General features: G+C 74.6%; 16 protein-coding genes. 8 read left to right on the top strand and 8 right to left on the bottom strand.

Annotated features, from left to right (window positions below; all coding sequences use genetic code 11):
* Position 1: 1 nt before the first annotated feature.
* The gene (locus O7618_RS16565; protein ID WP_278106997.1) at positions 2 to 1,882 is read right to left on the bottom strand and encodes a hypothetical protein; all 1,881 of its coding nucleotides are present in this window, start codon (positions 1,880 to 1,882) and stop codon (positions 2 to 4) included.
* A gap of 79 nt (positions 1,883 to 1,961) precedes the next feature.
* On the opposite strand from O7618_RS16565, the gene O7618_RS16560 reads away from it, so the two are divergent.
* The gene (locus tag O7618_RS16560) at positions 1,962 to 3,224 is read left to right on the top strand and encodes a PQQ-binding-like beta-propeller repeat protein (RefSeq protein ID WP_278106996.1); all 1,263 of its coding nucleotides are present in this window, start codon (positions 1,962 to 1,964) and stop codon (positions 3,222 to 3,224) included.
* Positions 3,221 to 4,522 carry a PQQ-binding-like beta-propeller repeat protein gene (locus tag O7618_RS16555; protein WP_278106995.1) on the top strand — a complete coding sequence of 434 codons (1,302 nt, stop codon included), beginning with the start codon at positions 3,221 to 3,223 and terminating at the stop codon, positions 4,520 to 4,522. The genes O7618_RS16560 and O7618_RS16555 overlap by 4 nt, the downstream gene beginning before the upstream one ends.
* Here the strand turns inward: O7618_RS16555 and O7618_RS16550 are convergent, their stop codons facing one another.
* Both O7618_RS16550 and O7618_RS16545 read right to left on the bottom strand, forming a co-directional pair.
* Complete coding sequence (locus O7618_RS16550) at positions 4,523 to 5,305, bottom strand: peptidase C39 family protein (protein WP_278106994.1); 783 nt, start codon at positions 5,303 to 5,305, stop codon at positions 4,523 to 4,525.
* Positions 5,302 to 5,718 (bottom strand): hypothetical protein, encoded by a 417-nt coding sequence (locus O7618_RS16545; protein ID WP_278106993.1) that lies wholly within the window; start codon positions 5,716 to 5,718, stop codon positions 5,302 to 5,304. The genes O7618_RS16550 and O7618_RS16545 overlap by 4 nt, the downstream gene beginning before the upstream one ends.
* A gap of 159 nt (positions 5,719 to 5,877) precedes the next feature.
* Between O7618_RS16545 and O7618_RS16540 the strand changes: the two genes are divergently transcribed.
* The 4 genes from O7618_RS16540 (at position 5,878) to O7618_RS16525 (ending at position 11,042) form a co-directional block, all read left to right on the top strand.
* A complete protein-coding gene (locus O7618_RS16540) occupies positions 5,878 to 6,543 on the top strand; it encodes a response regulator transcription factor (protein ID WP_278106992.1) in 666 nt (221 codons plus the stop codon).
* On the top strand, positions 6,540 to 7,700 hold the full coding sequence (locus tag O7618_RS16535) for a HAMP domain-containing sensor histidine kinase (RefSeq protein WP_278106991.1): 1,161 nt from the start codon (positions 6,540 to 6,542) through the stop codon (positions 7,698 to 7,700). Before O7618_RS16540 ends, O7618_RS16535 begins: the two co-directional genes overlap by 4 nt.
* A 204-nt stretch (positions 7,701 to 7,904) precedes the next feature.
* Positions 7,905 to 10,445 (top strand): malectin domain-containing carbohydrate-binding protein, encoded by a 2,541-nt coding sequence (locus O7618_RS16530; protein ID WP_278106990.1) that lies wholly within the window; start codon positions 7,905 to 7,907, stop codon positions 10,443 to 10,445.
* 210 nt (positions 10,446 to 10,655) lie between these two features.
* Positions 10,656 to 11,042 carry a VOC family protein gene (locus O7618_RS16525; protein WP_278106989.1) on the top strand — a complete coding sequence of 129 codons (387 nt, stop codon included), beginning with the start codon at positions 10,656 to 10,658 and terminating at the stop codon, positions 11,040 to 11,042.
* 55 nt (positions 11,043 to 11,097) lie between these two features.
* On the opposite strand, the gene O7618_RS16520 is transcribed toward O7618_RS16525, so the two are convergent.
* The 4 genes from O7618_RS16520 to O7618_RS16505 all read right to left on the bottom strand — a co-directional run bounded on the left by O7618_RS16520 (position 11,098) and on the right by O7618_RS16505 (position 16,747).
* The gene (locus tag O7618_RS16520) at positions 11,098 to 11,883 is read right to left on the bottom strand and encodes a hypothetical protein (protein ID WP_278106988.1); all 786 of its coding nucleotides are present in this window, start codon (positions 11,881 to 11,883) and stop codon (positions 11,098 to 11,100) included.
* 183 nt (positions 11,884 to 12,066) lie between these two features.
* Complete coding sequence (locus O7618_RS16515) at positions 12,067 to 14,133, bottom strand: 3-hydroxyacyl-CoA dehydrogenase NAD-binding domain-containing protein (RefSeq protein WP_278106987.1); 2,067 nt, start codon at positions 14,131 to 14,133, stop codon at positions 12,067 to 12,069.
* Positions 14,130 to 15,326, bottom strand: coding sequence for a thiolase family protein (locus tag O7618_RS16510; protein ID WP_278106986.1), 1,197 nt, complete (start codon positions 15,324 to 15,326; stop codon positions 14,130 to 14,132). The genes O7618_RS16515 and O7618_RS16510 overlap by 4 nt, the downstream gene beginning before the upstream one ends.
* 107 nt (positions 15,327 to 15,433) lie before the next feature.
* Positions 15,434 to 16,747 carry a ribonuclease D gene (locus O7618_RS16505; protein WP_278106985.1) on the bottom strand — a complete coding sequence of 438 codons (1,314 nt, stop codon included), beginning with the start codon at positions 16,745 to 16,747 and terminating at the stop codon, positions 15,434 to 15,436.
* 232 nt (positions 16,748 to 16,979) lie between these two features.
* Here O7618_RS16505 and O7618_RS16500 point away from each other — a divergent pair, with 232 nt between their 5' ends.
* Together O7618_RS16500 and O7618_RS16495 are read left to right on the top strand one after the other, a co-directional pair.
* A complete protein-coding gene (locus O7618_RS16500) occupies positions 16,980 to 18,371 on the top strand; it encodes a trypsin-like peptidase domain-containing protein (protein WP_278106984.1) in 1,392 nt (463 codons plus the stop codon).
* Positions 18,372 to 18,734: 363 nt separating this feature from the next.
* Positions 18,735 to 19,199, top strand: coding sequence for a hypothetical protein (locus O7618_RS16495; RefSeq protein ID WP_278106983.1), 465 nt, complete (start codon positions 18,735 to 18,737; stop codon positions 19,197 to 19,199).
* Positions 19,200 to 19,307: 108 nt separating this feature from the next.
* On the opposite strand, the gene O7618_RS16490 is transcribed toward O7618_RS16495, so the two are convergent.
* On the bottom strand, positions 19,308 to 19,880 hold the full coding sequence (locus tag O7618_RS16490; protein ID WP_278106982.1) for a DUF3000 domain-containing protein: 573 nt from the start codon (positions 19,878 to 19,880) through the stop codon (positions 19,308 to 19,310).
* Between the last annotated feature and the right edge of the window lie 76 nt (positions 19,881 to 19,956).

Here is a 19,956-nt window from a genome sequence, read left to right as displayed (position 1 = left end):
CTTACCCGCGGTCGCGGACGTCCCAGAGCCAGACGTCGTCGATCCGCCGCGGGGGGCCGAGCAGTGCGGTCATCAGGTCGCGCAGCACCGCCTCGCGCGGGCCGGCGCCGAGCACCACCACCGACGCCCGCCAGAAGCGCAGGTCGTCGAGCGCGTGCCGGCGGTTCTCCGCGGTGATCTCGGGGACCTCGTCGGCGTCCATCGTGGCGTAGATCAGCGTGCTGGTCGGCCGGTTCGGCGCGCCGAAGACCCCCTCGCCGGCCGCGTTGGGGCCGATGAAGTAGCCGGCCGGGATCGGGAACTCCTGCCCGGTCAGCGCGCTCCAGCGCAGCGTCGGCAGGCCGTGCACGTTGCTCGGGATCGGCACCGGCACCAGCGTCCGGCCGGCCGGCACGTAGGGCCGCCAGCCACCGGCGGTGACGAAGTGCGGCGGCGGGTCGATCCGCTGCGCCGGCAGCGGACGCGGGATCAACGGCAGCAGGGCGGCCACGATCGCGGCGTACCCGACCAGGCGCACCGCCCGCCGCCGGTCCGACCTGTCACCGCCGGAGACCGCGTCGGCGTCGGCGTCGTGGTCGCCGGCGCGGGGCGCGGGCACCGGCGGCCGGCCGGTGCGGGCCAGCGTGTCCCAGGCCAGCGCCAGCAGCACGCCGACCGCGCCGACCACCACCAGGCTCAACCGGGTGGGCATCATCATCTCGACCAGCGGCAGGTCGTCCGGCACGTAGGCCCACGGCCCGGCCACGTCGGTCTCCGCGCCGTCGAAGCGCACCACCGGCCCGATCGAGGCGATGGTGAACAGGACCACCAGCACGGCCAGGATCCGGGCCGGCACCGAGCGGCGGACGAGCAGCACCAGCGCGGCCAGCGCGACCAGCACCAGCGGCCAGCCGAACCAGGTGTTCTGCTCGGTGAGCCCGATGGTCTTCTCGACCGCCTCGTCCCCGGCCACGGTGTCCCGGGCGAAGGTGACGAAGGCCATCAGGTCTTCACCCCAGTTGTGGAAGACCCCGCCCTGCAACCCCCGGTAGGACTGCGGGCCGTTGAACTGGAACCAGATCGGGTACGCGGTGAGCAGCAGCGCCACCCCGCCGCCGAGCCCGATCGCGGCCAGGAACGTGCCGGCCCGCTCGCGCGCCGCGCGTGGTCGCTGCACCACCCAGGCCACCACCACGACCAGACAGGCCAACGCGGTGAGCAGCAGCATCTCCTCGTTGATGAAGATCTGGTACGCCACCAGCAGCCCGAGCGCCAGCCCGTTGCGCCGCCAGCGGCCCGGCTCGCCGAGCCGCAGCACCCGGGCCACGATCAGCGGGAGCAGGAAGTTCGACACGAAGTTCGGCTGCCCGTTGGCGTGGTGCACGATGCCCGGCGCGAAGCCCAGGAACGCGCCACCGACGAACGCCGCCGCCCGGGAGCGGACCAGGTGCTTCGCGAGCATCCAGTAGGACGTGGCGGCGGTCGCCGACAACGCCGCGCCGAGGTAGAGCGCGTACATCACCTGCGGGCCGAGCAGCATGGTCAGCGGCGCCAACGGCAGCGTCACCCCGAGCAGCGAGGTGTTCGCCATCATGTTCACCCCGTCCGGCGCGTTCTGCCGGGCGGTGAACAGCGGGTTCTCCAGGTGCCGCACCGAGTACGCGCCGTGCGCGAACAGCCACTCGAACCAACTGTGGTCGGTGGGCAGGTGCGAGGACACCCGGTGCTGCACGTCGCCCCAGTAGTTGAGGCAGACGAGAACGCCGAGCAGCGCATAGGCTCCGATGGCCAGCACGTCGGCGCGGGCCGGTCGGCGACGGGGCCGGCGCGGCGGATCCGCCGCGCCGGCGTCCACCTCGACGGACGAGGAGTTCAGAGGAGGGTCAACCACCGGCACGGCCACGACGGGCCATCGTACAGGCGGCCCGGCGTCGGTCCGGTCACGGCCGGGCGGCGGTGCGGCGGCGCGGAAGGGGGAGTTCGTGACCGTCATCGATCTGGGTGAGCTGCGCGACGATGCCCCGGCATCCGGGGCGCCGGGCCGGCCGCCGCGTGCCGCGGGGCGGCCGTTCCGCTGCGCGGTGGTGCTGTCGGTGGCGCTCGTCACGCTCGCCGCCGCGGTGCCGCCGGCCCGACCCGCGCCGCGCCGCATCCCCGGCGGCACCGGGGCCGCCGCGTTCCTCTCCGGCGACCGGGTGTACGTGGCGCTGCGGTCCACGCAGCGGCCGGGCCGGGACGTCGTGGCGTACCACGAGGGTCGTGAGCGGTGGCGGGCCGGGATGCCCGGCACGGGCGACGTCGTCGGGTTGTGGCAACAGGGCGGGCGGGTGCTTGCCGTGGGCACCGGCGAGGGCGAGGGATGGGAGACGGTGGCGTTCGACGCCGGCACCGGCGCGCTCCGCCGGCGGCAGTCCGGCTTGGCGTTCCCGGCCGGCGACGCGCTGCTGCTGCGCCCGGTGGGTGGGCCGGGCTCGCAGCCGGTCCGCCGGTTGGCGGTGGCCGACGGGCGGACGCTCTGGACCGCGCCCGCGCCCGACGGACAGGACGTGCAGTTCAGCTATGGATCGTCCGGGGTCGAGAGGATCCTGCTGGTGCCGAACGCCGGCAGGACGGTGGTGCTGGACGCGGTGACCGGCGCCCGGCTGGCCGTTCGGAACCTGCACCCGGAGGAACTGCCCGGCCCGCGCACGACGCAGGCCACCGGCGGGCTCTTCCTGGAAACCGTCCAGACCTCGGACGCCGGCGCGACCGTGAACGCGTACGAGTTGGACACGCTCCGGTTGCGGTGGACCGTCGAGATGCCGCTGGTCGATCACCTGGAGCAGTGCGGGGGGCTGCTCTGCGCCGCCCGGCAGGACGGCGGAATACGCGCGCTCGATCCCGGCGCCGGCGCGCTGCGCTGGACCGCCGAGCGGTGGCAGAGCGTGCTCCGGGCCGACGCCGGCCGCCTGCTGGTGGGTGCCGGCGGCACCACCGGCGACCACCTGGCGGTGCTCGAGGAGGCGGACGGGCGGCTGGTCGCCGACCTCGGCGACTGGGCGGTGCTGCCGCAGAGCGAGATGACGGGGCGGATCTTCCTGACCCGGCCGTTGGGCGGCGGCCGGCTGCTCCTCGCCGAGCCGGACCTGCCGGGCGGCCCACCGGTGGTGCGTGACGTGCTCACCGGCACCGACTGCACCGCCGGTACGACGCTGCTGGTCTGCCGGGCGCGCAGCGGCGACTTCACGCTGCGGCGGTTGCCGTGAGCCCGGTCATCGACCTGGGGGAGATGCGGCACGCCGAGGACGGCGACGAGCCGCTCCCCGCGCCGCCCCGGCGGCCGCCCGGCCGGACCGCCCGCGCGGTGGCGCTCGGCTGCCTGGTGCTGCTCACCCTCGCCGGCGCGGCGGGGCCGGCGCGGCAGCCGGCGCCGGCGCGGGTGCCCGCGCCGCAGGGTGCCGTCTTCGTGGCGCTGGCCGGTCGGCTGGTGGTGGCCGACGGCCCCGGCGCGGTCCAGCGGGGCGGCCGGGAGGTCACCGCCTTCCGGCTGCCCGGTGGCGAGCCGGCGTGGCGGTTCACGCTGCCCGCCGGCGCCCATGTGCTCGGCCTGACCGTCGGGGCCGGCGGACTGCTGGTGACGAGCAGTCCGACCGGGGTCGGTGACACGGTCGTCACGCTGCTCGATCCGACGACCGGGGCGGTCCGCTGGCGGCAGTCCGGTTACCCGATCGCGACCGCGACCGGCGGGCTGCTGGTCGAGAACCCCCGTCCGGGCGGCACCGGCAGCGTGCGGTCCGTCGACCCGGCGTCCGGCGTGGTGCGCTGGTCGTTGCCGGTGCCCGCGCAGGGGGTGTCGTACCGGCGGGAGGCCCGGGGCGTGACGCAGCTCGTGCTGGTCGAGCCGGACGGCCGGGTCGCGGTGCACGACGCCGACTCGGGCGCGCGCCTGCGCGCCGGCCGGGTGTCGTCCGTGCCGGACGGCGTCTCCCACCGGTTCGCGCAGGTCGTCGGCGGCCTGCTGCTGGTCGACGACGGCGCCGGCGCGGTCACCGCGTACGGGCTGGACCGGTTGGACCGGCTCTGGACGGTGCCGGTGGATCCGCGTGCCGGCATCTGGTTCACCGACTGCGCCGGCGTGATCTGCCGACGTGACCAGGTGGGCGGGGCGGTGGCCCTCGATCCCGCCACCGGCCGCTCGGCCTGGACGGACGAGGGGTGGCTCGGGTTCGCGCCGGTCGGCGACCGGTTGATCGCCGCGACGGCGGGGGACGGCCCGGAGCTGGACCTGTGGACGCTCGAACCGGCCACCGGCCGGGTGCTCGCCCGGCTCGGCCGCTGGCGCGTCACCGGCCGCGACGACGGGTCCGGCACGCTGGCCGGGCTGCTCGGGCTGCGTCGCCTCACCGGGGACCGCACGCTCGTCGGCGCGCTGGACGTGCCGGCCGGCGAGGCGCGGGTCCGGGCGGTCCTGCCGGGCTCCTGGGACGAGTGCGCGGACGCGGGCGAGGCGCTGGTGTGCCTGCGTCCGGCCGGCGGCCTGGCGGTCTGGCCGGTCGTCCGGTGATCACCAGTTGGCCTGCTCGGGGGCCGGGGGCAGCGGCACCGAGTCGGGTCGCAGCACATACGCGATCCCGCCGCTGCCCGCCTGCCAGGCCGCCTCGAACGGCGCCCGGGGCACGGTCCGGCGGACCCGCTCGTCGTCCGGCGCGTACGGGTCGTTGAGCACCGGGTCGCCGTCGGCGTTGAAGCCGACCAGCACGATCAGGTGCCCCCGGGTGTCGTAGTCCAGCCCGGGCACCTGGCCCCGGGTGAAGGCGGCCGAGACGACGAGCGGGATGCCGGCGGCCACGAACCGTTCCGCCTCGGCCAGCGAGCGCAGTCGGGTGACGAACGCGTCCACCCCGTGCGTCGCCGCGTACGCGGTGTTGAACGGCCAGTTGCCCGCCCCGCCGTAGGCGTGGTCGTAGCAGTGCCGGGCGGCGTGCACCACGACCGGCCGGGGGCCGGGCGGGTCGACCCAGGCGTACCGGTCCGGGGTGGGGCCGGCGTGCCAGAAGTCGAGCACCATCGACACACAGGTGGGGCTGCACCAGGAGTCACCGCCGCCACCCCAGCGGGTCTCGCCGCCGGCGTGCAGCCGCTGCGCGTAGCGCGGCACGTCCAGCACCCGCCCCCGCGCGCCACCGGCGGACGGCCCGCCGAGCGCGTCGACGTCTCCGGTGCCGGCAGCGACATCGCCGGCCGGGGCGGGATCGGCGGAGGCGACCACGCCGAGCGAGCGCAGCACCGGGTCGCCCGGGGCGCCGACGCGGCGGAACAGCGTCACGCGGGCCTGCCAACCGGTCACCGTCGCGCCGTGACCTGGAGCGTGTCCGCGGCCACCCGGGCCCGCCCGTCGGACTGCCCGGGCACCGAGGAGCGCCGCACCGCGCTGTCGTCGGCCGCCCAGTCGCCGAGCGTGTACCAGCCGGTGGTGGCGGCGTCGCCGTCCCAGCCGCGCAGCTCCACCCGTAGCCAGCAGCCGGGGGGTGTGTCGGCGGTCCACGACGGCACCAGTTCGGTGGTGGTGAAGCCGACCGGCACCACCGGCGAGGTCCAGGTTCCGGGGCGCGGGTCGGCGTGCGTGGGCCGGCCGGTCGCGGCGTCGGGCGTGAGCCCGTCCGGACCGTTCCGGAGCCCGTCGGCGTGGCCCCGCTCGCGGTCGGCGGGGAAGCGGAAGCGGTGGTATGCGACGTCCCGGCCGGGGTCGACGGTGGTCATCGGGGCTCCGTTCGGCTCGGGCCGGGCGGGTCGGCCGCGGGCGTTGTCGATCGTTGCCGGCGAGCATCGCGTACCCGAAGAATTTCTGCAACGGCGGCGCGTGCCTGTCGTTTGGTCGCCGGCACTAGGTTGTGGGAGGTCACGAGGCGGGAGGCCGGGATGCGGGTACTGGTGGTCGAGGACGAGCGCAACCTCGCCGACGCGATCGCGCGCGGGCTGCGCAAGCGCGGAATGGCGGTGGACGTCGCCTACGACGGCGACGCCGGGCACGAGGCGGCGTTCGTCACCCGCTACGACGTGGTGATCCTGGACCGGGACCTGCCGGGCGTGCACGGCGACCGGATCTGCGCCGACCTGGCCGCCTCCGGCGCGCTGACCCGGGTCCTCATGCTGACCGCGAGCGGGACCGTCGCGGACCGGGTCGAGGGGCTGCAACTCGGCGCCGACGACTACCTGGCCAAGCCGTTCGCCTTCGACGAGCTGGTGGCCCGGGTGCAGGCGTTGGGCCGGCGGGCCACCCCGGCCGCGCCGCCGGTGCTGGCGGTGGGCGACCTGGAACTCGACCCGGCCCGGCGCGTGGTGACCCGGGCCGGTGTCCCGCTCGACCTGACCAACAAGGAGTTCGGCGTGCTCGCCGAGCTGCTCAAGGCGCGCGGCGCGGTGGTCTCCAGCGAGGAACTGCTGGAGCGGGTCTGGGACGCGAACACCGACCCGTTCACCACGATCGTCCGGGTCACCGTGATGACCCTGCGCAAGAAGCTCGGCGACCCGCCGCTGATCGACACCGTGGTCGGCGCGGGCTACCGCGTCGGTGAGCCCGCGTGACGGCCGCCCGGCGGGTACGGCCGACGCTGCGGCTGCGACTGACCCTGCTCAACGGCGTGCTCCTGGTCGGCGCCGGGGCGATCCTGGTGCTGCTGGCCTGGCTGCTGGTCCGCGACGCGCTGCGCCCCACCGACGAGCTGCTGCCCGGCACCACAGTGGTGCTCACCGACGGCCGTACCCTCGACGCCGGGCAGTGGCAGCGGCAACTCGTCGACGCCGCGTCGCGGGAACTGCTGGTCAAGGGGCTGCTGGCGTTGCTGGCGATCAGCGTCGTCGGGGTGGCCGGGGCCTACCTGGTGGCCGGTCGGGCGCTGCGCCCGCTGCACCAGGTCACCGCCACCGCCCGCCGGCTCGGTGAGACCACGCTCGACGAGCGGATCGGCTGGTCCGGCGCCGACGACGAGGTGGCCGAGCTGGCCGAGACGTTCGACGCGATGCTGGACCGGATCAGCGCCGCGTTCGAGGCGCAGAAACGGTTCGTCGCCAACGCCTCGCACGAGCTGCGCACGCCGCTCGCGGTGATGCGTACCGAGATCGACGTGACGCTCAGCGACGACGACGCGGACCTCGGCGAGTACCGCCGGATGGCGGGCGTGGTGCGGGAGGCATCCGAGCGGGCCAACGGACTGGTCGACGCGCTGCTGGTGCTGGCCCGCAGCGAGGCGCAGACCGGCCGGCGGCTGGCCCGCCGGGCCGAGAGCGACCTCGCCGTGGGCACCGCGAACGCGCTCTCCGCGGTGGCCCGAGAGGTGGAACGGATCGGCCTGAAGGTGCACACCTCGCTGCGCCCGGCGCCGGTGGTCGGCGACCCGGGGCTGCTCGACCGGCTGGCCGGCAACCTGGTGGAGAACGCGGTCCGCTACAACCACCTGCACGGCCGGATGTGGGTGCGCACCGGCACCGACGGGCAGCGCTCCTGGCTGGTGGTGGGGAACACCGGCTTCGAGGTCGCCCCGACCGAGGTGCCCGGCCTGTTCGAGCCGTTCCGTCGGGGCGGGCAGGAACGCACCGGGGCCCGCGGCTCCGGCCTCGGCCTGTCCATCGTGCGGGCGGTCTGCGACGCGCACGGCGGCACGGTGAAGGCGGTCGCCCAGCCCGGCGGCGGCCTGGAGGTGACGGTGACGCTCCCGTCGGCCGACCCGCCCGCGGCCACCTGACCGTCGATCCGCGCCCGTCCGGGCGTACCCCCGGGGCCACCTGTTCGTGCGGCGCGGCCCGGCTGTCCCGGCCGCCGCGGCGGGTGGTCGGGCCCGGCGGTGCGGTGGTCGGTCAGAAAGCTTGCCGGGCGCTGGACGGCGGTGCGGGCGTGGCCCAGGGTGAGCGGAGCGACACGCCTCCCCGTCGATCCTACGGAGCTGCCCGTGACCCACCCCTCGGCCCCGCGCCGCCGCGTCCTCGCGGCCCTGGCCGCCGTCGCGCTCACCGCGGCCGGCCTCGCCCCGGCCGCCCCCGCCGGCGCCGCGCCCAACCACACGACAGTGGTCAAGCCCGTCCCCACCACCGCCTCGCCGGACATCGTGGACGGCGCCGTCGACGCGATCCACGACGCCGGCACGAAGATCATCGTGGCCGGTTCGTTCCATACCGTGCAGAACCGCAACTCCGACACCGACATCCCGCGTAACTACCTGCTCGCCTTCGACAAGGCCACCGGCGCCGTGGACACCGCGTTCGTGCCGACGGTCGACAACGAGGTGTACGCGGTGGTCGCCGGCCCGACCCCCGGCACCGTCTTCGTCGCCGGCAAGTTCAACACCGTCAACGGGGTGACCCGGCGCAAGGTGGCGCTGCTCGACGTCGCCACCGGGGCGCTGGTCACCGGCTTCGCCCCGCCGGCGTTCAACGGCCTGGTCAACGACATCGCCGTGGTCGGCAACCGGCTGCTGGTCGGCGGCATCTTCACCACGGCCGGCAACACCACCCCGCGCGGCGGGCTGGCCTCGCTCAACGCCACCACCGGCGCGGTGGACACCTATGTCACCACCGCGCTGACCGAGCACCACAACTACGACGGGGTCAGCGGCTCCAACGCCGGCGTCGGGGTGGAGAAGATGGCCCTCTCGCCGGACGGCACGAGGCTCGTGGTGATCGGCAACTTCAAGCTGGCCGACGGCGTGCTGCACGACCAGATCGTCCAACTGGACCTGGGCGCCACCGAGGCCACCGTGGCCGACTGGAACACCAGCCGCTACACGCCGCGCTGCAAGTGGCAGGCATTCGACTCGTACATGCGGGACATCGCGTACGCGCCGGACGGCAGCTACTTCGTGGTGGTCACCACCGGGTCGCCGTACGCCGGCACGCTCTGCGACGCCGCGGCCCGCTTCGAGGCCGGCACGACCGCCGTCGACGCGCAGCCGACCTGGATCGACTACACCGGCGGCGACACCTTCCTGTCGGTCGGGGTGAGTGAGCAGGCGGTCTACGTCGGCGGCCACTTCCGCTGGCTGAACAACACCGCCGGCGCCGACAACGCCCGGGCCGGCGCGGTCGGCCGGGCCAGCATCGCGGCGCTCGACCCGCGGACCGGCCTGCCGCTGTCCTGGAACCCGGGCCGGCACCCGCGCGGCATCGGGGCCTCCGAGATGCTCGTCACCCCGTCCGGGCTCTGGGTCGGCGGGGACACCTCGTGGATCGGCAACTTCCAGTACCGGCGCGAGCGGATCGCCTTCTTCCCGCTGGCCGGCGGCACCGCGCCGCACCCGACCACCTCGGCCACCCTGCCGGGCAACGTCTACCAGGCCGGGGTGCCGAAGCCGACGAACGTGCTGTACCGGGTGAACGCCGGCGGTCCGGCGGTGGCCGCCACCGACGGCGGGCCGGACTGGGCGGTCGACGACGGCGGCAACCCCAGCCCGTACCACAACGGCGGCAGCTCCGCCGCGGGCTTCGCCGCGGTCGGCGCGCTCGACGCGACAGTGCCGGCCGGCGCGCCCGCCGCGCTCTACCGCGACGAACGGTACGATCCGGCCGGCGCGCCGGAGATGACCTGGCAGTTCCCGGTGCCCGCCGGGACCGAGGTGCAGGTGCGGCTCTACCTGGCCAACCGGTACGACGGCACCGGCACCGCCGGCAAGCGCGTCTTCGACGTGGCGCTGGAGGGCAGCACCGTTCTCGACGACCTCGACCTGTCCGCCAGCGTCGGGCACAACGTGGGCACCATGCGGGAGTTCACCGTGGTCAGTGACGGCAGCGTCGACATCGAGTTCCGGCACGTGGTGGAGAACCCGCTGGTCGACGCCATCGAGATCGTCAAGACCGGCGCCCCGCCCACCGGCACCGGCGACGAGGTGCAGGCCCGCCCGTACGACGGGGCGAACGTGGCCGGCGCGGCGAGCCCGGTGGCGAACCCGGACGACACCGCCTGGTCCACCGCGCGCGGCGCGTTCTGGGTCGGCGGCACGCTGTTCTACGGGATGGACGGCGCGCTGTGGCGGCGGAGCTTCGACGGGACCACGTTCGGCGCCCCGGCGCTGGTCGACCCCTACCACGACGCCTACTGGGACACGGTGGAGACCGACTCCGGCCCGGCCGGGCAGACGTACGTCGGGGTGACCACCGGCTTCTACGCCGAGATCCCGAACGTGACCGGCATGTTCCTCGCCGGTGGTCGGCTCTACTACACGCTCTCCGGGCAGAACGGCCTGTTCTGGCGCTGGTTCACCCCGGACAGCGGCACGGTCGGCGCGGACCGGTTCCCGGTGGCCGGCTCCGGCGGGCTCGCCGACGCGGGCGCGGTCTTCGTCGCCGGCGACACGCTCTACAAGGTCAACCGGACCACCGGTGACCTGTCCGCCACCGACTGGGCGAACGGCGCGCCGGGCACCACGTTCACGGTGCGCAGCGGCCCGTCCCTCGACGGGGTCGACTGGCGCGCGAAGGCCGTCTTCGTCGGCCCGTGATGTAAGGAGGGGCCCCTTCTTAACGTTTTCGGTAGAGGAGGGGCCCCCTTTTAACACCCTTGTCAGGGGGACGGCGGCGGTGGCACGATCATGACGTCAGCCGAGAGGCGGAAGGGGGTGTGGTGATGTCCGTCCACAACGATCCCGCGCCCCGCGTTCCCCGCTGACTTTCGCACTCCGTCGGGGCGCATCCCCACCGGAGGAAGCACCGTGAGTGCAGAGATCCACTGCGTGACCGTCGAATCCGACGACCCGTACGCCCTGGCCACCTGGTGGGCCCGGGTGCTCGACCGCAAGCTGAACGACGACGACTTCCCGGGTGACCCGGAAGCGGTCCTCGTCGCGCCCGGCGGGCACGGTCCCGACCTGCTCTTCGTCGAGGTGGGCGAGCGGCACGGCAAGGGCGCGTTCCACCTCGACCTGCATCCGGCCGAGGGCACCCGGGACACCGAGGTCGCGCGGCTACGGGACCTGGGGGCCACAGTGGTCGCCGACCGGCGTCGGCCGGACGATACCGGCTGGGTGGTGCTCGCCGACCCGGAGGGCAACGAGTTCTGCGTCTGTCGCAGCCCGGCGGAACGCGCCGCGTCGGCCTGACCCGGAAACGGCGCCGGGCCCCCGCCGACGGCGGGGGCCCGGCGCGACGAGCGGATCAGTCCTGCTTCTCGACCTCGCCGCGCAGCGTGACGAACTCCGACTGGAACTCGGCGGCGCTCTTGAAGTAGACCACCATCATGCCGAGGCTGCCCTTGTCGGCCCAGACGCAGACGCCCACCGGGACGTCCTGCGCCTTGCCGTCGCTGCACTTGGCGTCGCCGCCGAGCGGACCGGCGTCGACCGCCTTGAAGTCCTTGGTGCCGAGGTCCGGGGTGACCGCCGTGATGGCGTCCGCCATCTCCTTCTTCGGGTCGGCGATGATGCCGGAGACACCGACGATCATGACCAGGTCCTTCTTCGCCGGGTCGCCGTAGAAGGCGCCCGCCGTGCTTGTCGCGTTCGGCACGTCCTTGCCGAGCTCTGACTTCATCTGCACGGCCGCGTTCTGCAGCGTCGGCTCGGTCACCTTCGGCCGGCCGCCCAGCGTCGCCGGCTCGACCACCCGGGTCTTGCTGGCGTTGACGGCGTCCTTGACCTCGTCGCCGGCGGCGGCCCAGAAGGCGATGCCGCCACCCACGCACAGCACCAGGACGACGGCCAGGACGATCAGCAGGACCTTGCCGACCCCGAACTTCTTCTTCGGCGGGACCGGCGCGCCCAACTGCTCGCCGCCGTACGGCGGCTGCTGCGGGTAGTCGCTGCCGTACTGCGGCTGCTGCTGCGGCGCCGGCGGGTAACCGCCGTCGTACGGCTGCTGGTGCGGCGGCGGGTAGCCACCGGGCTGCTGCTGCGGGGGAGGGGGGTTGGTGCCGGGGTAGGGGTTGGACGGCGGCTGGGACATGAAGGCGGCTCCTGTGAGAATGCTGGACGCGTGATCGTAGCCAGGGCCACCGACGCCGCGCTGACCGCCCGGTGTCGGAGTGGCGAAACCGGGACCCTTCCGTGACCGGGCCCGGAACGCCGAACGCGGCGGCCGCGCCGTCCGGAACGGACAGCGCAGCCACCGCGCTCGATGGCGGGTCGGTCAGCGCAGGCTGGCCACGCCGCGCGGCAGGAACCGTCGGCCGGTCACCCGCTCGGAGGTGCCGGTCCGATCCAGGTACGGCGTGACGCCGCCCAGGTGGAACGGCCAGCCGGCGCCGAGGATCATGCACAGGTCGATGTCCTGCGCCTCGGCGACGACGCCCTCGTCCAGCATGAGCCGGATCTCCTGCGCCAGCGCGTCCAGCGCGTTCTGCCGCACCTGCTCGGCGGTGAGCGGCTGGTCGCCGACCACCAGCAGCTTCGCCACCTCGTCGTTGATCTGGTCGTCGACCACGATCGGCTGGCCCGAGTCGGCGATCCGCTTCAGGTTCTCGCTGACGCCGAACCGGTCCGGGTACGCCGCGTGCAGCGTGCCGCCCACGTGGTAGGCCACGGCCGGCCCGACGAGCTGGAGCAGCGCGAGCGGGCGCATCGGCAGGCCCAGCGGGTCGAGCGCGCTGTTCGCCACGTCCAGCGGGGTGCCGGCGTCGACGGCGGCGAAGACGGTGCCCAGGAAGCGGGTCAGCAGGCGGTTGACCACGAACGCCGGGGCGTCCTTCACCAGCACCGACGACTTCTTGAGCTGCTTGCTCACCGCGAACGCGGTCGCCAGGGTGGCGTCGTCGGTCCGCTCGCCGCGGACGATCTCCAGCAGCGGCAGCACCGCGACCGGGTTGAAGAAGTGGAAGCCGACGACCCGCTCCGGGTGCTCAAGGTCGGCCGCCATCTCGGTGATCGACAGCGAGCTGGTGTTGGTGGCGAGCACCGCCTCCGGCTTGACGATCTTCTCCAGCTCGGCCCAGACCTGCTTCTTGACGCCCAGGTCCTCGAAGACGGCCTCGATGACGAAGTCGGCATCCGCGAAGACGGACTTGTCGACGGAGCCGGAGACCAGGCCGTACAGCTTGGCCGCGGTGCCCTTGTCCATTCGGCCCTTGCTGACGGCCTTCTCGATCTGGGTGTGCACGTAGCCCACGCCCTTGTCCACCCGGGACTGGTCGAGATCGGTCATGACGACCGGCACCTGCAACCGCCGGGCGAACAGCAGCGCGAGCTGGCTGGCCATCAGGCCGGCGCCGACGATGCCCACCTTGGTCACCGGCCGGGCCAGGCCCTTGTCCGGCGCGCCGGCCGGTCGCTTGGCCCGCCGCTGCACCAGGTCGAACGCGTACAGGCCGCTGCGCAGCTCCTCGGAGAAGACCAGGTCGGCGAGCGCCTCGTCCTCGGCGGCGGTGCCGGTGGCGAAGTCCGCGTCCTTGGCGGTCTCCAGCAGGTCCAACGCCTTGTACGCGGCCGGGACCGCGCCGTGCAGCCGCTGGTCCAGCGTCTGGCGGGCGAAGTAGAGCACGCCCGCCCACATGTCCTTGTCGACCTCGGGACGGGTCACCGTGACCTCGCCCCGCACGACGCCGGCGGCCCACTCCAGCGACCGCTCCAGGAAGTCGGCCGGCTCCAGCAGCACGTCCGCGACGCCCATCTCGGCCGCCTGCTTCGGCTTGAGCATCCGGTTCTGCATCAGCGGGTTCTGCAGGATCACCTGGGTGGCGGCCGGGATGCCGATGAGGTTCGGCAGCAGTTGGGTGCCGCCCCAGCCGGGCACCAGGCCGAGCGAGACCTCGGGCAGCGCCAGGGCCGCCGCGCCCGCCGACAGCGTCCGGTAGTGGCAGTGCAGGGCCAGCTCCAGGCCGCCGCCCATGGCCGCACCGTTGACGAACGCGAACGTCGGCACGTCGCTGTCCTTGAGCCGGGCGAAGACCCGGTGGCCGAGCCGGCCGATCGCCAGGGCCTGCTCGCGGTTCTCGAGCTGCGGCAGGCTGGTGATGTCCGCGCCCACACAGAAGATGTACGGCTTACCGGTGACCGCGACGAACGCCGGGTTCGCCGCGAGGGCCGCGGTGATCGCCTCGTCCAGGCTGGTCAGCCCGCCCGGTCCGAAGCTGTTCGGCTTGGTGTGGTCGAAGCCGTTGTCCAGGGTGATCAGCGCGGCGGGCCGGTCCAGCCCCGGTACGCTCACCTGACGCAGCAGCGCCCTGGTGACGACCTCGTTCGGTGCGGCGAGCGCGCTCACTTGTCTCCACCCTCCCAGTTCGGGTTCTCCCAGATGACCGTGCCGCCCATGCCGATGCCGATGCACATGGCGGTGAGGCCGTAGCGGACCTCGGGGTGCTCGGCGAACTGCCGGGCGAGCTGGGTCATCAGCCGGACGCCGGAGGACGCGAGCGGGTGCCCGATGGCGATCGCGCCACCCCAGGCGTTGACCCGGGGGTCGTCGTCGGCGATGCCGAAGTGGTCGAGGAACGCGAGCACCTGCACGGCGAACGCCTCGTTCAGCTCGAACAGGCCGATGTCGTCGATGCTCAGGCCGGCGATGCGCAGCGCCTTCTCGGTCGACGGGATCGGGCCGACGCCCATCACCTCGGGCTCGACGCCGACGAACCCGAACGACACCAGCCGCATGCCGACCGGCAGGCCCAGCTCGCGGGCGGTGTCCTCGGCGACCAGCAGCGCGGCGGTGGCGCCGTCGTTCAGGCCGGCCGCGTTGCCCGCGGTGACCTTGCCGTGCGGGCGGAACGGGGTCTTCAGCCCGGCCAGCTTCTCCATCGAGGTGTCCCGCGGCGCCTCGTCCACGGTCGCCAGGCCCCAGCCGCCTTCCTCGTCACGCACCGCCACCGGCACCAGGTCGCCCTGGAGCTTGCCGTCGGCGTACGCCTTGGCGGTCTTCTGCTGGGAGGCGAGCGCGAACGCGTCGGTGCGCTCCTTGGTGACGTGCGGGACGCGATCGTGCAGGTTCTCCGCGGTGGCGCCCATCACCAGGGCGGACGGGTCGACGAGCTTCTCCGCGACGATCCGCGGGTTGGGGTCGACGCCCTCGCCCATCGGGTGGCGGCCCATGTGCTCGACGCCGCCGGCGATGGCCACGTCGTAGGCGCCCATGGCGATGCCCGAGGCCACCGTGGTGACGGCGGTCATCGCGCCGGCGCACATCCGGTCGATCGCGAAGCCGGGCACGGTCTTGGGCAGACCGGACAGCAGGGCGGCGGTGCGGCCGATGGTCAGGCCCTGGTCACCGATCTGGGTGGTGGCGGCGATCGCCACCTCCTCCACCTTCTCCGGCGGCAGCTGCGGGTTGCGGCGCATCAGCTCACGGATGCAGCGGATCACCAGGTCGTCGGCGCGGGTGTTGCCGTACATCCCACCCGCCTTGCCGAACGGGGTACGGACGCCGTCGACGAAGACGACATCTCGGACTTCACGGGGCACTTGGAGCCTCCCTCGGCACTGGCCATTTCTCCGGATGCTACTCGTCAGTAACCAACTGCGTCACCACCCCCCGTGTGGCAGAGCCCACACCCCGCCCCGCCGCCCGCTCAGGCGACGGGCGTGCGCAGCGCCTCGGTCAGCGCGGGCAGGAGCAGCCCGAGTTGCCACTCGCGGGCACCCAACACGCGCAACGCCTCCGCGACCGTGTCGTCGGTGATCTCCTCCGGCGGCTGCCAGGCCAACCGGCGGATCGAGTCCGGCGTGATCAGGTTCTCCGCCGGCAGCCGGTGCGCCCCGGCGGTGCCGACCACCACCTCCCGGCAGCGGGCCAGCCGGCCCGCCGCGATCGGGTCGCGCTCGGCCCACCGGTGCGGCGGGGGCGGGCCCTCCACGGCCGGGCTGACCGGCAACGCGTCGTCCGGCAGTTGGCGTGCGTCGTCCAACGCCGCCAACCAGGTACGCGCCAGCCGGCGTACCGATCGGCCACCGAAACCCGGGAGGGTCAGCAGCGTCTTCTCGTCCTTCGGGTCCAGCTCGGCGGCCGCCACGATGGCCGAGTCGGGCAGCACCCGGCCCGGCGCGGCGTCCCGCCGTGCGGCGATCTGGTCCCGGGCGTACCAGAGGGACCGGACCCGCGCCTGGGCGCGGGCCCCGCGGACCCGGTGGATCCCGGAGGTCCGTCGCCACGGCTCGGCGCGCACCCGGGGCGGGCGGGCGCCGTTGCGGACCAGCGCGGCGAACTCCTCCGCCGCCCAACCGGACTTGCCCTGCCGGCCGAGCTCATCGTCGAGCGCGTCCCGCAGGTCCACCAGCAGCTCCACGTCCAGCGCCGCGTACGTCAGCCAGGACTCCGGCAGCGGCCGGCTGGACCAGTCCGCGGCCGAGTGGTGCTTCTCCAGGCTGAAGCCGAGCACCTGTTCGGTCAGCGCGGCCAGGCCGACCCGCTCGAACCCGGCCAGCCGGGCGGCCAGTTCGGTGTCGAACAGCCGGCGCGGGCGCAGCCCCAGCTCCGCCAGGCAGGCGAGATCCTGGCTGGCCGCGTGCAGCACCCACTCGGCCTCGGCGATCGCCGCGTCGAGGGCGGAGAGGTCGGGCAGCGGCAGCGGGTCGACCAGCGCGGTGCCGGCGCCGGCCCGGCGCAGCTGGACGAGGTAGGCCCGTTGGCTGTAGCGGTATCCGGAGGCACGTTCGGCGTCCAGGGCCACCGGGCCGGTGCCGGCCGCGAAACGGGCCACCACCTCGTCCAGCTCGGTCGAGGTGGCCACCGGCGCGGGGGTGCCCTCGCGCGGAGCGGTCAGCGGGACGGCTGTGCCCGCGTCGGTCTCGGTCCCCGCGTCCGCCGGCTCCGGCACGGCCCGGGGGGACACCTCTCCCGTACGGCTTTCGGCGGCCCGACGGCGCAGGGGTGGTTCGTCGGTCACCTGCCAACCCTAGTGGGCCGGACGATCCGGTGCGCGCAGCCGGTCCGGCGCGTGTCGACGAGATGTCCGTCGGGTGTCCGGAACGGGTCGAGTTGCGCCGGGGTGGCAGGGTCGGACAACGGGGGAGACAAACCCCGATCGCGCCGGTACGGTCCATCGAGCCGTGAGCGGCGCGGGGGCGACCGGGCAGCGGTCGGTGCGCCGGCGGAGCCGGCGGGGAGGACGGACGATCATGGCAGGCGGCTACGGATCCGGCGACGGTGTGTCCGGGCAGGACGGCGACGGGACGGCCGACCGGCCGGGGCCGCTGCCGCCGCGCATCGCTCCGCCGGGCGTGGCCCATCAGGCGTCGGCGGCCCGCCCCACGTACCCGACGTTCGGCGTCGGCCACCCGGGCGCCTCGCCGTCCCCGGCGGCCCCCGGCGCGACGTACCCGGCCCGCGCCGACGCCGCCGGCCCCGCCGCCCGCGGGGCGTCACCCGTCGTGCCGGCCCAGCCGAACCCTGGCCCGGCGTACCCCGGTTCGGCCGGCTCGTCCGTCCCCGGCCGGTCCGCGCCGGGCTCGTCGTATCCGGGGCCGCCTGCGTCGGGTTCGTCCTATCCGGGGCCGCCGGCCGGCGGGCCGGCGGCCTACCCGGGGTCGGCCGGTGTCGGGGTGTCGTACCCGAACCAGCCCACGTCCCACGAGGCCGGCCCGGCCCCCGTCCCGTACCCGGGCCACCCGGTGTCCGGGCCGGGGTTCCCCGGCCAGCCGAACTCCGGCCCGGCCTATCCGGGCCAGCCGGTCGCCGGACCGGGTCAGCCGGGCTTCGGCGCGCCGCCGGGCGGCCGCACCGCCGCGCCCGGCCGCCGCAGCCGACTGTCGCTGGTGGCGTTGACGCTGGCCGGCGTGCTGGCCGTGGTGACCGGCGTGCAGGCGTACCAGATCCACCGGGTGGACGACCGACTCGCCGCCGCCGACCGGCGGACGGCCGAGGCGCAGGGCGCGGACGCCCGCCGGCTCGACGGGCTGGAGCAGCGCGCCGGGAGCCTGGAGAAGCAGGCCGGCGCCGCCTTCAATCCCGAGGCGGTGGCCAGCGCGGTGCTGCCGAGCGTGTTCCGGGTGCGGGCCGGCCAGTTCACCGGCACGGCGTTCGCGGTCGGCAAGGCGCCGTCCGGTGGAGGCACCACGCTGCTCACCAACTTCCACGTGGTGGAGTCGGTCTTCGCCGCCGGCGAGCGCACGGTGTTCCTGGAGCGCACCGACCAGCGGTTCGAGGCGACCATCGTCGCCACCGACAAGGACAAGGACCTGGCGCAGCTGCGCACCACCGCGAAGTTCGGGGGGCTGGTCGCGGCGCGTACGCCGGTCAAGTCCGGCCAGCAGATCGTGGTGGTCGGCGCGCCCCTCGGGTTGCAGGACAGCGTCACCACCGGCGTGGTGAGCGCGTTCCGCCAGGACGAGGGCGGTTCCGGCCCGGTCATCCAGTTCGACGCGCCGATCAACCCCGGCAACTCCGGCGGTCCGGTGATCAACGGGTCGAAGGAGGTCGTCGGCATCGCCACGGCCAAGGCCCGCGACGCCGAGGGCATCGGGCTGGCGGTGCCGATCAAGACCGCCTGCGACCGGTTCAAGCTCTGCTGAGCCGCGCCGGGCGTGGCCCCGACCGCGCCGCCTCGACCCCGGCCCGTCGGGCCACCCCGCGGGGACCAGCACATCTGGAGGAACGACATGTCCCAGCCACCGAGCGGAGCGGGTGACCACCCGCCCCAGCCGCCGGGCGGCACGGTCTACGGGAGCCGGCCGGCGCCCTCGCCGTACGGTCCGGCCCAGCCCGACCCCACCCGGCCCCAGCCACCGGTGCCCGGCCAGTACGCGCCGGGCGCGGCCCCGGTCTCCGGCCCCGGTCACCCGCCGATGTCGGCGCCGCCCGTTTCGGGTCCTGGTTACGGCCCGCAGCCGATGTCGGCGCCGCCCGTTTCGGGTCCTGGTTACGGCCCGCAGCCGATGTCGGCGCCGCCCGGCGGCACGCCGTACGGGCCGGCCGGGTACGGCGCGCCGGCCGCCGGCGGCCGGGGGAGGACCACGTTGGTCCTCGCGCTCGTCGCCGGGCTGCTCCTCGTGCTCGGCGGGGTGATGACCGGCCTCTACGTCACCACCAACGGCAAGCTGGACAAGGCCGAGCGGCAGGTCAGCCAGCGCGACGGCACCATCTCGGCGAACCAGCGGGAGATCGAGAAGCTCCGGGGCGAGATGAAGACGGTCCAGGACCGGCTGGCCGACACCGAGCAGGACCTGACCGGCACCAAGAACGACCGGGACGAGCAGGCCCGGCAGAAGAAGGTCATCGCGAGTTGCCTGGACAAGCTGACCACCGCCATCGCGGCGGCGTCACGCGGTGACAAGGCGGCGTTCGAGGCCGCCAACAAGGGCCTGGACAAGGTCTGCGACGAGGCCGAGAACTACCTCTGACCTCGCACCGCGACCCCGACAGCCCGGTCGATCATGACGTTGGCGGCGTTCCGGCCCTGCGGAGCGGCCGTCAACGTCATGATCGGCGGGAGGTGGGCGGCGGCAGGGTCAGGCGGCGCCGGCGGAGCGGCGGATCGGTAGGGCGGTGACGCCGGGGGGCGGCAGGCCGGCCGTGAAGGCCAGCAGCGTGCACCAGCCCAGCAGGTGCGGGCCCAGGTCCGCCCGTAGCGGCGTCCAGGAGGCGCGGATCTCGATGTCGCCAGCGGCGGGCGGACCCGCCAGCTCCCCGAACCGGGTGGAGAGCGTCTGGGTGACCGTGCCGCCGATCGCCCGATGCCCGGCGCCCTGCGCGTCCAGCGCGTCGGTCAGCCAGGTCCAGCCGACGCCGGGCAGCAGCGGGTCGCTGGCCAGGTCGACCTCCAGCTCGGCGGTGACGTAGGTGACCAGCCGCAGCGTGCCCTGCCATGCCTCGTGCCCGGCCGGGTCGTGCAGCAGGATCAGCCGCCCGGTGGCCACCTCGTCGTCGTCGCGCAGGACGACGGCGGAGAGGGCGAAGGCGTACGGGGCGAGGCGCTGCGGAGCGCCCACCTCCTCCAGCACGATCTCCGGGCGGGGTGTGGCCGACCGCAGCCCCGCGACCGCGCGAGCGAACGTTTCCGGGAGCGCGATCGGGGGGGCCATGCCGGCAGCCTATGCCGCCTCCGGCGCGCGGCGGGTGACGGCGCGCCGGGCGCGTCGCGTGTGTGAGAAGGGGCCC

Source organism: Micromonospora sp. WMMD980, assembly GCF_029626035.1.
Taxonomy (GTDB): domain Bacteria; phylum Actinomycetota; class Actinomycetes; order Mycobacteriales; family Micromonosporaceae; genus Micromonospora.
This window is presented reverse-complemented; position numbering and strand designations above follow the sequence as displayed.